At 45.2% G+C, this 13,477-nt stretch carries 12 protein-coding genes; 10 read left to right on the top strand and 2 right to left on the bottom strand.

Annotation, left to right across the window (positions count from 1 at the left end; genetic code table 11):
- Positions 1 to 86 precede the first annotated feature (86 nt).
- Positions 87 to 1,280 (bottom strand): glycoside hydrolase family 5 protein, encoded by a 1,194-nt coding sequence (locus MKY16_RS17765; protein ID WP_340956459.1) that lies wholly within the window; start codon positions 1,278 to 1,280, stop codon positions 87 to 89.
- A 378-nt stretch (positions 1,281 to 1,658) separates the two neighbouring features.
- Between MKY16_RS17765 and MKY16_RS17760 the strand changes: the two genes are divergently transcribed.
- The 10 genes from MKY16_RS17760 to MKY16_RS17715 all read left to right on the top strand — a co-directional run bounded on the left by MKY16_RS17760 (position 1,659) and on the right by MKY16_RS17715 (position 12,577).
- A complete protein-coding gene (locus MKY16_RS17760) occupies positions 1,659 to 2,681 on the top strand; it encodes a substrate-binding domain-containing protein (RefSeq protein WP_029515627.1) in 1,023 nt (340 codons plus the stop codon).
- A gap of 320 nt (positions 2,682 to 3,001) precedes the next feature.
- Positions 3,002 to 4,252, top strand: coding sequence for a PTS ascorbate transporter subunit IIC (locus MKY16_RS17755; protein ID WP_029515625.1), 1,251 nt, complete (start codon positions 3,002 to 3,004; stop codon positions 4,250 to 4,252).
- A 75-nt stretch (positions 4,253 to 4,327) separates the two neighbouring features.
- On the top strand, positions 4,328 to 4,669 hold the full coding sequence (locus tag MKY16_RS17750) for a cupin domain-containing protein (protein WP_165149587.1): 342 nt from the start codon (positions 4,328 to 4,330) through the stop codon (positions 4,667 to 4,669).
- Positions 4,670 to 4,788: 119 nt separating this feature from the next.
- Complete coding sequence (locus tag MKY16_RS17745; protein ID WP_029515623.1) at positions 4,789 to 5,232, top strand: HEAT repeat domain-containing protein; 444 nt, start codon at positions 4,789 to 4,791, stop codon at positions 5,230 to 5,232.
- 166 nt (positions 5,233 to 5,398) lie between these two features.
- Positions 5,399 to 6,391 (top strand): Gfo/Idh/MocA family protein, encoded by a 993-nt coding sequence (locus MKY16_RS17740; RefSeq protein WP_340956457.1) that lies wholly within the window; start codon positions 5,399 to 5,401, stop codon positions 6,389 to 6,391.
- 297 nt (positions 6,392 to 6,688) lie between these two features.
- A complete protein-coding gene (locus tag MKY16_RS17735) occupies positions 6,689 to 8,449 on the top strand; it encodes a cache domain-containing sensor histidine kinase (protein WP_029515621.1) in 1,761 nt (586 codons plus the stop codon).
- A gap of 2 nt (positions 8,450 to 8,451) precedes the next feature.
- Positions 8,452 to 9,252, top strand: coding sequence for a response regulator transcription factor (locus MKY16_RS17730; protein WP_165149581.1), 801 nt, complete (start codon positions 8,452 to 8,454; stop codon positions 9,250 to 9,252).
- Positions 9,253 to 9,388: 136 nt separating this feature from the next.
- Positions 9,389 to 10,732 carry an extracellular solute-binding protein gene (locus MKY16_RS17725; protein WP_165149579.1) on the top strand — a complete coding sequence of 448 codons (1,344 nt, stop codon included), beginning with the start codon at positions 9,389 to 9,391 and terminating at the stop codon, positions 10,730 to 10,732.
- A gap of 26 nt (positions 10,733 to 10,758) precedes the next feature.
- Positions 10,759 to 11,640, top strand: a complete 882-nt coding sequence (locus tag MKY16_RS17720) for a carbohydrate ABC transporter permease (RefSeq protein ID WP_039273005.1) — start codon at positions 10,759 to 10,761, stop codon at positions 11,638 to 11,640.
- Between the two features lie 55 nt (positions 11,641 to 11,695).
- Positions 11,696 to 12,577 carry a carbohydrate ABC transporter permease gene (locus MKY16_RS17715; protein WP_039273008.1) on the top strand — a complete coding sequence of 294 codons (882 nt, stop codon included), beginning with the start codon at positions 11,696 to 11,698 and terminating at the stop codon, positions 12,575 to 12,577.
- 476 nt (positions 12,578 to 13,053) lie between these two features.
- Here MKY16_RS17715 and MKY16_RS17710 read toward each other — a convergent pair whose 3' ends face one another.
- Positions 13,054 to 13,476 (bottom strand): hypothetical protein, encoded by a 423-nt coding sequence (locus MKY16_RS17710; protein ID WP_340932874.1) that lies wholly within the window; start codon positions 13,474 to 13,476, stop codon positions 13,054 to 13,056.
- Between the last annotated feature and the right edge of the window lies 1 nt (position 13,477).

Raw genomic sequence — 13,477 nt, 5'->3', positions numbered from 1 at the left:
TTTCTCCACATCTTCATAGCCCAGCATAATCTGGCCTGAAGGAGGAAAATCGGCTTTTTTAATTAAGTGAAGTTGAAGGCCTGTGCCTATTCGGCTGCGGCTTCCGCTTGCTGGGCTACGGAAACAACAGGCTTCATAATTCGACCCAGCATATCTTGCTTCGGACGATTCCAGGTAGTCCAGTCATCCAGCAGCAGACCGCCTGTGTCGCCGCTATTCGGATTCAGGGACCAGTACGTAAAGTACAGGTTGTTGGCACCAATATAGTCTACGAGTGCATTTTGCCATTTCCCCTCAGGAGTAGACAAATCAACATTACGACCGCCGAATTCACCGACCAGTACCGGAGCTATGTTTTGCTTGCTGATGTAGCCCCAGGTTTGATCCCAGATCGCAGGCAGGTTGGACGGGAAGGCCGGGTCGTTGAACCATGGCTGCGAAGACACACCGGGGCCGTAATCGTGTGGAGAATATACGACACGGTTCGGTACGTCCAGAACGACAGGATAGTTGGCTACACCTGTCAGGTTGCCACCCCACCAGTATTGGCTATTGTTGCCTTGTACATTGTGGTCTACACCTTCTACGAGAATCAGCCAATTCGGATTCACGGACAGAATCGCATTCCCTGCACGTTGTGCCGCCAGACGCCAGTCTGTGGAGGCATTGCCTGTACCCCAGCTTGCTTGACCGTGTGGCTCGTTGTGCAAATCCGCACCAATGACGGTGGGGTTGTTTTTATAACGGTCAGCCAACATTTTCCAGTCACTAATCCAGCGAGACTCAGGGTACTGGGATGTGTACCACAGCTCGGATTGCCCACCTGAGCCTGGACGGTGACGGTCAAGGATAATCTGAATACCGCGTTGTCCAGCTTTTTCGATCAGCTTGTCCATAATTTGAATCGGGTTTAATCCGACCAGATCAGGGTTTTTGTGATAATCAATACTGTCTGGACGGGAACTGGAATCGAACAACTGATTGCTGTAAGGCAGACGAATCAGATTGTAGCCTTCTTTCTTCACCTGATCCAGCATGTCGTCCATTGAGCGGCTCCACAGTCCATGCAAGGTGTAATTAGGAGTTTCCAGACCGAACCAGTTCAGGCCGTTAAATGCCGCTTCTTTCCCAGATTCGTCTACAATCTTGTTTCCTTGGGTGTGATAATATCCTTTCACACTGGCTGCATCTGCAGAAGCGGGTGTATAGCCATACAGTGTGAAGCCCATTACGAGGGAGGCAATGACGAAAAATGTTTTTCTTAATCCTTTTTTCTTCATAATTCTGCTTCCTCCTTTATTTAAAAGAATTTGTAACCGATTACATTTTCATTTTATGTTCAAATCTTCCATCAAACAAGTTCATAAAATTCGTATATTTCTAAGATTTCGTTCGAAATCAATAGATTTATAACAACGGATTATCAAGCTAAGTAGGAAAGTTCCTCTTGTAAAAGATTCGTGAAGGAGTTTCCACCCCGTATTTTTGGCCGCGCTTGTATATGAGGTAGAGGCACGCTCTAACTCTTCATTTATTATATTTTCCTGCTGTAAAAGAAGGTATATAATAAAGTGAAATTCACTTTACATACAGGTTGCAGAATATATATATTTGAAAATTAACATGCCTGACATGCAGAAAAAGAAAGGAGGGTAATTATGGTAACAACGATGAAGGAAGTGGCAGAACGTGCCGGGGTGTCGAAGAGTACAGTTTCGCAGTTTCTGCAAAAGAGATACAACTATATGAGTGAAAACACCAAGAAGAAGATCGAGCAAGCGATTGAGGATCTCAGTTATATACCCAATGAGGTGGCACGTAGTCTCAAGCAGAAGAAGACCTTCATTGTGGGGGTTATTTCTTCAACCATTTTATCGAGATTTACAACAGAAGTCGTGCGTGCCATTGAAGATGAATGCCAACTGGAAAATGTCCAGGTCATTGTCTGCAATACCGATGATGATTCGCTAAAAGAGAAAAAGTATGTCCAGTCGATGATTGCTCGGCAAGTGGATGGACTTATCATTTTCCCGACGGAAGAGAACAAGAAATTATATGTTTCCCTTGTCAAAAATGGCTATCCCTTCGTGTTTGTGGACCGCAAAATCGATGAACTCAGCGTAGATACGGTGCTACTGAATAATGAAAAGGCCAGCGAGCTTGCGGTTGAAGCACTCATTGAGCATGGTCATAACAACATTGGGATTATCACGTTCCCCTTAGGCAAAAAAGCGATCACCACACGAAGTGAGCGACTGTCAGGTTACCGAAATACGCTGGGTAAACATGACATACCCGTGAATGAAAACTATATCAAAAGCGGCAGGTTGGATGAAATGCCTAATCTGATTGGACAACTATTCCACATGGAGAACCCGCCCACCGCAATCATTGCTACGAATGACATGATTTTGGAGCAGGTGCTGATCTTTGCCAAAAATAATCATCTGACCATACCTAATGACTTTTCCTTGATTGGCATAGATGATGTATCCTTTGCGTCTTTTTATAATCCGCCGATCACAACCGTTTCCCAGCCGAGTTTTGAAATGGGGAAAAGGAGTGCCAGGCTACTGCTGGAGAAAATTGATCAAAAAGAACAGGATCATGAGGAGCTGTCAGAAATCATCCGTATGAATCCGGTCATCAACCACAGAGAATCGGTCCTAAAGCTGAACTGAATGTTTGAATAAGTCCTTTTCTTTTTTTTGAAAACGTTTTTATGAATTCTATTGTAAAAAGAAAATAAAGAGCTATAATGATCTTATGATTCGAGTCATGAATACCCTTTCATTTATGGTTGTCCTGAATTTAGTGATGATGGTGATTGAAGAGAGGGGAGGAATGGAGCTTAAGCGAATAATGTATGGAGTAATTTGTGATTTAATTCACAAAAAATGATTCTGCTTCTTTTTACATTCCCGGAAGGGAAATTTTTTTCGAGTATTACTAAATCGATTTAGTAAGAATGGAAAATAATAAAAGAAAGTCGGAGATCACTATGGAAATGTTTATGAGCATTATCAGGGAGCCATCCATCATTATCGCGATTGTGACATTACTCGGCCTTATATTCCAGAGGAAGAAAGTATCAGAAATCATTACGGGAACTACCCTTTCTTTCATGGGCTTCACCATGATCAAGGTCGGCGGCGGCATTTTAGGAGGCGTTCTCACTAACTTCAGCCAAATTTTTTCTTATGCGTTCAACCTTAAAGGTGTCGTACCCAGCAATGAAGCCATTATGGCACTGACCATTGATCAGATCGGGGCGGATGCTGCGCTCATTCTGCTCTTTTCCATGATCCTTAACATCGTGCTTGCACGTCTGACCAAGTTCAAGTACATTTATTTGTCTCTTCACTTGATTTTGTTTATGAGCTTTGCCGCTACAGCCGTTATGAAAGGTCTAGGTCTCAGTTCGCTGACTACGATCATCGTCGGTTCATTGGTCATTGGGAGCTATATGGCGGTGTTTCCTTACCTACTCCGGAATGCTAGCAAAAACATTATTAAATCGGATGATTATACGATTGCTCATGCTTCCATGACCTCTTACATTCTGGGCACCTATTTAGGGAAAGTGTTCGGCAACCGTGAAAATGACACCGAAAATGTAAAAATTAATGACCGCATCAGTTTTTTGCGCGACCCCAATGTTGCAACGACCTTGACGATGCTTGTGCTTTTGCTGGTATCCGGACTGGTTGCTGGTTCTGATTATGTCAGCAAATTATCGGATGGCAAAGAATATATCGTCTTTATCCTCGAACAGTCAGCTATTTTTGCTGCCGGCTTGTATATCGCAAAAGCAGGTGTTAAGCTGTTCACAACTGAAATTGTACCCGCTTTCAAAGGATTCTCCCAAGTGTTCGCACCTGGAGCAATCCCTGGTGTGGATGTTCTGGTACTGTTCGATAAATCACCCAATTCCGCGTTGGTAGGCTTCTTGGTCAGCTTCTTCACAGGCGTTGCCTGCGTCTTTCTTTTCCCGTTTGTCGGATTGCCTGTCATTGTGCCAGGGATCATGGCCTGCTTCCTCGCTGGTGGTGCAGCCGCGATATTCGGCAATTCCAGCGGTGGTTTTAGAGGAGCTGTTATTTCCAGTTGTCTTAATGGATTCTTGCTCTGTCTGCTACCAGCTCTCACTTTGCCGCTCTTTTCTTTTTTGGGTGCCGAAGGGGTGACGTTCGCCGATCCCGACTTTACCACCCTTTCTGGAGTACTTTGGCTTATTTTCCGCTGGTTTTAAACTAAATCGATTTATGAATTTTTCAAAAAATAACTTATCTAAATCATTTGTGCTTAAAAAGAGGAGGAATGATCCATGTTTTTTAACGACCAAGATATTCAAATTGATATCGTTGACAGTAATACCACCCGGAAAGTGCTAGCCCACAGCGACCAGCTTATGTATGTCAAAGTGATGTTTGCTAAAGCACAAATAGGGGAAATCCTGTTGCATAAGCATGTCCATGAACAAGTCACCTATGTAGTGAAGGGAAGTTTTAAGTTCATGATTGATGATGGCGAAACCAAGGAAGTGCAGACCGTCAAAGAAGGAGACAGCATCCATTTTCCATCCGATACTCTTCATGGCTGTATCCCACTGGAGGATGGCGGAATTCTGCTAGATGCATTTACACCAGCACGTGCAGATTTCCTGTAACGTCCGATCATTTCATTTTTATCTTTTTTTAGAAGAAGACCGGCAAGTATGTTATATTTAACAAACGGCAATCGTGATGAACAGTAATATAGTGATTTTTAGAAAAGGATGAGACAATTTTGGAAAACAACGAAACTCAGCAGGAATTTGCAGAAGTATATGAGCAGCTTAAAGTAGCTGCAAACCGAACCTCCGATTGGAAAACACGCCTAGCTGCGGTAAATGATCTGGGTGCATGGAAGAACCAGCAGACAATTGACTTGCTGACACATCGTTTAAATCATGATACGGTATATGCCGTTCAGGAAGCAGCTTACCGCAGACTTCAGGAATGGGGCGAGAATGTACAGCCGCCTGTGCGCAAAGAGGGTGAGCTTGTTAAGGGTCTGACGAAGATACTGGTGCGGATTAAAAAAAGCCTGCCAGCCGACCATACCTATAACGATTTTCGCGAGAAGCTGCACAAGATGAGAGTCGATATTTATGACATCTATGAAGGCGACAAGGGCGCTGAATTTGACCAGTGGCTGGAGCAAAAATGGGCTTCATTATCCACAAGGTAATTTCTGAACCCTGTAATTGTATGTATTTTAAGGATGGTTGCAGGTGATACAGACAGAGCCTTAACAAGGATAAGGGATTATCTTTGTTAAGGTTTTTTTATATATACTTCGGCAATAGGGTACGATGGGATCGGATTATTTTAGTGTGTACATGGGAGGGACTAACATGAGCAAGGCGAAGCTGTGTTTTATCGGGGCTGGCTTTCACGCTTCAACGAATATATATCCTGCTGTTATTGGGGCAGGTGCTGAAATTCAGGCGATTGCGACTAGAGATTTAAGCAGATCGAAGACAGCACTTCAGCGGTTTGGAAGTAGTGGCACACCTTATGACAATTACAAGGCTATGCTGGAGCAGGAAGACTGTGATGGAGTTGTCGTGATAGCACAAGCGGCAGATCATCCTTCGCTCGTACTAGACTGCATTAAGGCTGGAAAACATGTCTTTGTAGACAAGCCACTGGGTTGGAATGCCGAGGAAGCGGCCCAAATTGCAGATGCGGCAGAAGCAGCAGGCGTTGTGCTGATGGTTGGTTTCATGAAGCGCTACGCACCTGTATACATAAAGTTAAAAGAATGGATTGAGGGTGGCTCGCTTGGAGCCGCACGCTCATTTCAGGCAAAATTTCTCGTGGACAGTACCCAGTTTTGTAAAACTGGCGAAGACTTCATGAAGCTGGCGGCGGTTCATATGATCGACCTGGTACGTTATTTGTTCGGGGAAGTGGTACAGGTTACCGGATTTGCGAACGATAACGGTGAGTGTATTTCCCATACGATTGCCTTGAAATTTGAAAATGGTGTAGTGGGCAGCCTATACTTCGCAGGTATGACAGCATGGACACGCGAGAGTGAAGGGATTACGGTAACCTTTGACCACGGTTTTGCGAACGCGGATGAGGTGAATACACTGATCATTCACAAGTCGGAGAGTCATACAGAGCTTCCTTGGAAATCCCTTGCGGAAAATGATACGGTTCTGACACCATCAGCTTCCGCGATGTCGGGCGGATACCGTGATTTGTACTTGCGCGGTTTTGTCGGTGAAATTGCTCATTTCATGAACTGCTGCCAAGAAGGACGGACGCCTGATTCAAGTGGACGAGACAACGTGAAAACGATGGAGCTGTGCGACCGCATTTTGGCTGCCCTCCAATAGGATACCTATTTTATATCCAAGCTTCGGAGCCTGGACGGTACCTTAGTTTGGGTGATTTTAAAGAAGCTTCGGTTTAACTGGTCAGTAGATGGCTCCTGCATGTGTCGGGAGTCATTTTTTTTAATAAGTATCGTTATTACGTGTTATTGTCGAACATAATGATTCCAGAGATTGCTGTCCATTTTGATATAATCTCTGCTGAAAATATGCCAACAAAGGAGAATGATGCGCTAGAATAGAAAATAGAAAGCGTTCTCATTATCTACTTTTCTGCGATGGCTCAGGGGGAGATGGCATATGCGTTTAAGGTACCAACCATTAAACACATTACGTAATCAGATTTTTATCGGATTTATACTGGTGATGCTTATTATGATGAGTGTAGCGGGGGCGTTCATTTATCTCAATGTGTCTCACCTGTTAAAAGACAGTGCCGAGCGACATATTGGTCAAACTGCGGTACAAGCAAGCGGTAGGCTGGATGCATTAATCGGCCAGATGGACAGTTTGACGGAGCAGGTCGCTAATCACCCGTCTGTTCAGCATATTTTGCTGGAGGAGCGCAACGGGGGCAAGGTGAATTTTGGACAGCGTCAATCCCTACTGCAAGTGATGCATAGCTATCAGGCATATATGCCGAGTGTCGGCTCACTGGAACTGTATACTGCTGAAGGGAAGATGTTGTTTCCGATTAGAGAGGGCAGTCTGGAGGAACGTATCGGACAGGCAGACATCCGGGAAGCGAATCAGATGAAAGGAAGACTGGTCTGGATCGGCATTGATCCCGAGGACCCCAGGTCACTGCTAGCAATTCGGCAGGTCAGCTTGGTGGATCGCTGGTTCTCACGCGGAGGGTACCTCATTACCCGTATGGAGCGAAGTTATTTTGGACTGAATGGTGCGTCAGCAGTCAATGAAGAAGCGGATGAAACCATGCTGCTTGTAGATCGTCAAGGCCAGCTGCTGTCGGGTGAACCAATGAACCAGACGGATTTGTCAGGTGTACTGCACAGCAAGACACAGACGGTTCATATTGGGGAGCGGGAATATGTGAAGGCTGTTCAGCAGTCGGAGCGGACGGGCTGGTCGCTGCTGATCCTGATTCCGGTTAGCGTCGTCACAGACGGAATTACGGTTTTACGGACTACGCTTATCATTTCCGCGTCTCTTGGTGCCGTGCTATTCCTATTTATGTCCTTTATGTTGTCTACGTTGATTACAAGACCGATAGGTCACTTGATTCAGGCGATGCGTCGTTCACGGGAAGGGGCGTTGGCTCTGAATCCAGAACCGGCAGCAGCGGTCGAGCTGCGAGAATTGAACGCAGAGTACAATACGATGATTGTCGATATCAATGAATTGATCCATGTCATTTACGAGAAGGAGGTTTTACAAAGCCAGACCGAGCTTAAAGCTCTGCAGGCACAGATCAATCCGCATTTTCTTTTTAATACGCTGGATGCTTTCAACTGGTCGCTACAGGAGAAGGGAGAGGAGGAGCTTGCCGGGCTGATGGTGTCCATGTCGCGGCTGTTTCGTTATGTTATTGAACCGGCTCACCATGACTCTTGGGTGACCCTCGGGGAAGAAATGGCGCAAATCCGTCGTTATCTGGAACTGATGGAGATGCGTCTGGGGGAACGTCTGAGCTGGCAAATTCATATGCCTTCAGAGGCAGCCAGAATTCCGCTTCCTAAACTGCTGATCCAGCCTATTCTAGAGAATGCTATTTTGCATGGTGTGGAAAATCGCATCGGCAACGGCCGTGTTGAAATCAGTGTCACTCCTTCGACCAGACCGGGGTGGACCAGGATCGCGGTCATAGATAACGGACCTGGAATGACAATGGAAGAACTTGCAGCTGTGCGTACAGCGTTGATGGGGGGAGCAGCCTGCGAGAGCAAGGGAACCGGTATGGGACTGGTTAATGTGCAGCGCAGGCTCGCTCTCTATTATGACAGCGCATCTTATCCAACGGACGGTGTGCTGATACATAGTGCTGAGCAGGAAGGAACGGTGGTCGCTTTTGAAATTCCTGATGAATATGGAGGGCGGTAGGAATGAGTGTTTCATCCAAAACCATTGTCATTGTAGACGATGAACAGCGAACACGTCAGGGGATACACCAGACACTGGAGCAATGGGCAGCCGGGAAATACCGGATTGTGACATTCGGTAATGGTTTGGAAGCACTAAATATACTGCGTGCAGAGACGGTTCATCTGTTGATTACGGATGTCCGGTTGCCGGAATTCAGTGGGCTGGATTTAATCCGCTCTCTGGAACGGGATTCACGACGACCAGCGACCATTGTCATCTCAGGCTATGCGGAGTTTGATTATGTCCAGCAGGCTCTTCGTCTGGGAGCCGTCAATTATTTGCTCAAACCGATTGATAAACAAGAGCTGCTGAATGCGGTCAATGAAGCGCTTCGGCTGGAAGAGGAGCGGCAGCGATACGAGAAGCTGGACAAGCTGGCTGACCCTGTTCTCCTAGAGCTTGATCTCCAGGCGGCTACCCTTAGTGATCCGGTACGACGTGCCTTCACCTTTATGGCGGAGCATCTTCACGAATCCATTACGATGGCGCAGACTGCCGCGCATTCACACCTGAATGCGAGCTATTTTAGTGTTTTATTCAAGGAGCAAAGTGGTTTGTCCTTCAGCGAATATCTGCATCGGCTGCGGATGCAACGGGCCAAGGAGCTACTGCTGCATACCCAATTGACGATTGCCCAAATCGGCGAACGATCAGGCTACCGAACAGATAAATATTTTATTAAAGTATTCAAAGCGACCGAGGGGATAAGTCCCAGCCGCTACAGGCAGCAGATGCGTACAGGGCCGGAGAATATCGACTGACAGTAGGCAGATCAAACCCAATAAAAGTGGAATTATACCCAATGAGCGTACCCTGTTGAAAGCAGGAATAGAATGCTAAACTTACAAATGATAACGGTTACAAAAAAATATAAATACAACAAACGGAGGTCTAACGATGTCCAACGAGTATGGTTTACGTAAGCGCTCACATCAAAAATGGTTTGCTGGGTTGACCCTGCTGCTGTCATTCATGCTGGTGTTATCCGGTTGCGGTGTTGGTAAAGATGGTCAAGGCGGTTCCAGTGGAGACGGGGGAAAGGTTACACTCAAAATGATGCACCTGTGGCCCGAGGGAAGTTCGGCACAGCAGAGCAAGCTAGTGACTCAGATTATAGATCAATACCAAAAGGATCATCCGAATGTCGTCATTCAGCAGGAAGTGCTGGAAAATGAACAATATAAAAACAAACTCAAAGTGCTGTCAGCTTCCAATGAATTGCCGGATATCGGCATCACCTGGGCAGCAGGCTTTATGGAGCCTTACGTTAAAGGTGGATTATTTACGCCGATGGATGACCTGCTGCAAGGTTCCAAGCTGAAGGACAAATTCGTACCGGGAACGACCGAAGCTTATGCGCTGAATGGCAAAACGTATGCGCTTCCGATTGAATTAAATATTACACCCATTTATTACAACAAAGCCATATTCCAAAAATACAATTTGAAGGTACCTGCGACATTTGACGAATTTAAGCAGGTTGTGAAAACACTTACGGATCATGGAGTAGCACCGATTGCATTGGGCAATAAAGACCGCTGGACCGGCTCGCTCTGGTATATGTATTTGGCGGACCGTATAGCAGGTAACGAAACGCTGAAAAAAGCGATTGACGGCTCAGGATCGTTCGATGACCCTGGTTTAATTCAGGCGGCCTCCGAAGTTCAGACGCTTGTGGATATGAATGCCTTTAACAAAGGATTTAACGGCTTGTCCAATGATGAGGGAAAATCCGAATTTATGAACAACAAAGCGGCTATGTATTTAATGGCTACTTGGGAATTGCCGAATTTTACGACCAATCCCGCAATCCCGCAAGCATTTAAAGATCAAATTGGCTTCTTTAAATTTCCGATGGTTGCAGGCGGTAAGGGCAACGAGAACAGTTGGGTAGGAGGTCCGGGAGTAGGTTTGTTTGTTTCTGAGAATTCCAAGGTGAAAGAAGAGGCCAAAGCGTTCGTTGAATACTTTGTAGTCAAATGGGGAGAACAATCGGTCACACAGGCGGGCGTTATTCCGGCGACGAAAGTGGACACCTCCAAAGAAAAATTGCCCAAGCTGTATGTCGATTTGCTGAACGGACTGAATCAAGCCAGCAGTATTACGTTGTTCGCCGATGTACAGATGAAGCCGAATGCAGCACAGGTACATTTGAATATGATTCAGGCGTTGTTTGGTAAAGCGGTGACACCGCAACAATTTGCCGACCAGCATAAGGCTGCCATCGAGAAAGGAAATTGAAATTGACCACCTAAGGAGGTCCAACCGTGGAAAAGGTCATGTCCAATAAGCTTGTCATTGCTCTCTATGTATTGCCTTCTCTACTGCTGTTATTCGCCGTGATCTATGTGCCCATCGTACTGACCGGCTATTACGGCCTGAATCAGTGGAATGGAATCGGCTCTATGACTTTTGTGGGGCTGGACAATTATCAACATTTGCTCACAGACAGTGCATTCTGGCAAAGTGCCTGGCATTCGCTGCTGCTGGCCTTGTTTTCAGGCATCAGTCTGATCGGTTATCTGGTCATTGCGATGATTTTGTCAGGAAAAATCAAGGGAGCGAATCTGCTGCGGAAAATTTATCTGATTCCCATGCTGTTGTCATCTGTAGCGATCGCACAGCTGTGGCTCAAAATGTATCATCCAACGAACGGAGTGTTCAATTCCATACTGGCTTCAGTCGGAGTCCACAATCCGCCTGAATGGTTAGCTAATCCGTCCTTGGTGCTGTTTGCTTTGTTCATCCCGATTATTTGGCAATATGCAGGCTTTTATATCCTGATCTATTATGCCGGGCTGAAAAACATTCCCGAAACGCTAATGGAGGCTGCCCGGATCGACGGGGCCAGTGCCTGGCAGATTGCGACTCGTATCAAATTGCCCCTGCTGCGCGAGGTGATTAACGTTACGATTATATTGTCCATTGTCGGCTCGCTCAAATATTTTGATCTCATCTACGTCATGACGGATGGTGGACCGAATGGAGCCAGTGAAGTGATGGCCTCTTACATGTACCACCAGGCATTCCGCAGCTTTGATTTTGGATACGGCAGTGCTACAGCCTTCGCCTTGCTGCTCATCTGTCTGATCGCTACGTGGCTGATCCGCAAGGTTACGGCTACTAGTGACACCATCCAGTATTCATAATACGGTCATGCAAATAGATGAGGGTAACAAAGGACAGGAAGAGGGAGGAACGGATATGAAAACCCAGGCAGCCGCCAACTATCCGCTTGGAGTCGCTACCCGCGGCAAAATGTTAACTCGGGTCGGTTATGCCGCTTTGTATATCATTTTAATCATCTTGGCGGTGACGCAGCTTTTACCGCTGGTGTGGCTGATGCTGTTCTCACTTAAAAATAATCAGGAAGTGTTTAACCTTCCGCCGTTTGCACTCCCGTCCCAGCCACATTGGGAGAACTATATGAATGTGTGGACCAGCGGCAATATCGGGAGGTATTTCTTCAATAGTGTGTGGATTACGGTCATATCTGTGGCAGTGACTGTGCTGCTAGCCAGCTTTGTAACGTTTGCCATTACGCGTATGCGGTGGAAAGGAAGTCAGCTGGTTCTCGGGCTCTTTATGGTCGGACTGATGATTCCAGTCCATTCCACCTTGATTCCGTTGTTCAGTATGTTTCTCAAACTGCATTTAACAGACACTTCACTCTCTATCATCCTGTCGTATGTTGCTTTTAATCTGCCGACAACGATGATGATCTTGCTGGGATTCTATTACGCCCTGCCCCGTGAAGTGGAAGAAGCGGCTGTTATGGACGGTTGCTCCGTCAACCGAATGTTCTTCCGGATTGTGCTGCCCATGACCACCCCCGTCATGGCAACGACGTCTATTATTAACATGATCTATAACTGGAATGAGTTTATTTTCGTGAATACGTTTATTAGTTCGGACGAAAACAAAACACTGACCGTCGGCGTTCAAAACTTTATTGGACAATATACGACCGACTGGGGAGCTATCGGAGCAACGCTGATGATCAGCATTTTGCCCATTTTGCTCGTGTTCCTCATCATGAGTGACCGGATTGTGGAAGGGATCGCAGCCGGGTCGGTTAAGGGGTAAAACAAATTCCCCAGGCTAGAATAGCACCCACTAGTGTAGACATTGGATCAAACCTCTTGGTTTGTCCGATGAATGCTAGGGGGTGCATTTTTTGTGCGGGTCTGGGTTGAGTTGAAGGAATATATAAATGAAGTATAAACTCCATAAATTTAAGCTTTTTCAGAAATTAAATGGAAAGCAAACGAACGTGTTGATATTTATTTACGGACCAATTGTGTGAATGGATCAGAGGTTATGATGTGGTTGGTAACCCTGATAGGGAGGAAGGGCAAGTTGTGTTATTCATATAGGAATTGGGATTCATTTTGCTAATTGACTGCTTATTTTTGGCATGAAAAAAGCACATTCCTACTCGTGTCTCAAGTTGGACTGTGCCTTTAAAGGGCTATCATGTTTGTGTTAAGATGTTGGTTTGCAAATCTGTTAATATTATAAATTAAATTTGTCCGAAGTTATTAGCAAGCTATTGACATGGCTTATTTGAATCTTTCCAAAGCATGATATGGATTCGAAATATTTTCACCAACTTCATCAATTGTTTCTATAATTTCGTTTAATATTAATTCGTCTATATCCTTATCTTGATTTATTGAATCTTTAATTTTTTGAAAGCAATTTTTCAGTCCGAGGTTTACAACAATTGAAAGAATGATATCTACATCATCATAAGAATCGGTATTCCATAACCTATAAAGAACCATATCTATACTATTTCTTACTTCACTTTCCAATAACTCGTAGGTCATAACTTGTCTATCTGTTAATTGGCTAAGAATTAATAAAAAATCCTTTTTCTCAATTTTACCAGTATTAAATTCATTCAATACGTTTTGAAACATCAATGCTAATGTTTCTGTTGGTAATACATCGGGTAATTTCTCAATTTCTTTAAGATTCATT

It is taken from the genome of Paenibacillus sp. FSL L8-0641, from assembly GCF_038006265.1.
GTDB classification, from domain to species: domain Bacteria; phylum Bacillota; class Bacilli; order Paenibacillales; family Paenibacillaceae; genus Paenibacillus; species Paenibacillus polymyxa_D.
This window is presented reverse-complemented; position numbering and strand designations above follow the sequence as displayed.

Bases quoted from the DNA above. Each gene is read 5' to 3' on its own strand.
- MKY16_RS17765 (WP_340956459.1), bottom strand. From the start codon at position 1,280: ATGAAGAAAAAAGGATTAAGAAAAACATTTTTCGTCATTGCCTCCCTC.
- MKY16_RS17760 (WP_029515627.1), top strand. From the start codon at position 1,659: ATGGTAACAACGATGAAGGAAGTGGCAGAACGTGCCGGGGTGTCGAAG.
- MKY16_RS17755 (WP_029515625.1), top strand. From the start codon at position 3,002: ATGGAAATGTTTATGAGCATTATCAGGGAGCCATCCATCATTATCGCG.
- MKY16_RS17750 (WP_165149587.1), top strand. From the start codon at position 4,328: ATGTTTTTTAACGACCAAGATATTCAAATTGATATCGTTGACAGTAAT.
- MKY16_RS17740 (WP_340956457.1), top strand. From the start codon at position 5,399: ATGAGCAAGGCGAAGCTGTGTTTTATCGGGGCTGGCTTTCACGCTTCA.
- MKY16_RS17735 (WP_029515621.1), top strand. From the start codon at position 6,689: ATGCGTTTAAGGTACCAACCATTAAACACATTACGTAATCAGATTTTT.
- MKY16_RS17730 (WP_165149581.1), top strand. From the start codon at position 8,452: ATGAGTGTTTCATCCAAAACCATTGTCATTGTAGACGATGAACAGCGA.
- MKY16_RS17725 (WP_165149579.1), top strand. From the start codon at position 9,389: ATGTCCAACGAGTATGGTTTACGTAAGCGCTCACATCAAAAATGGTTT.
- MKY16_RS17715 (WP_039273008.1), top strand. From the start codon at position 11,696: ATGAAAACCCAGGCAGCCGCCAACTATCCGCTTGGAGTCGCTACCCGC.
- MKY16_RS17710 (WP_340932874.1), bottom strand. From the start codon at position 13,476: ATGAATCTTAAAGAAATTGAGAAATTACCCGATGTATTACCAACAGAA.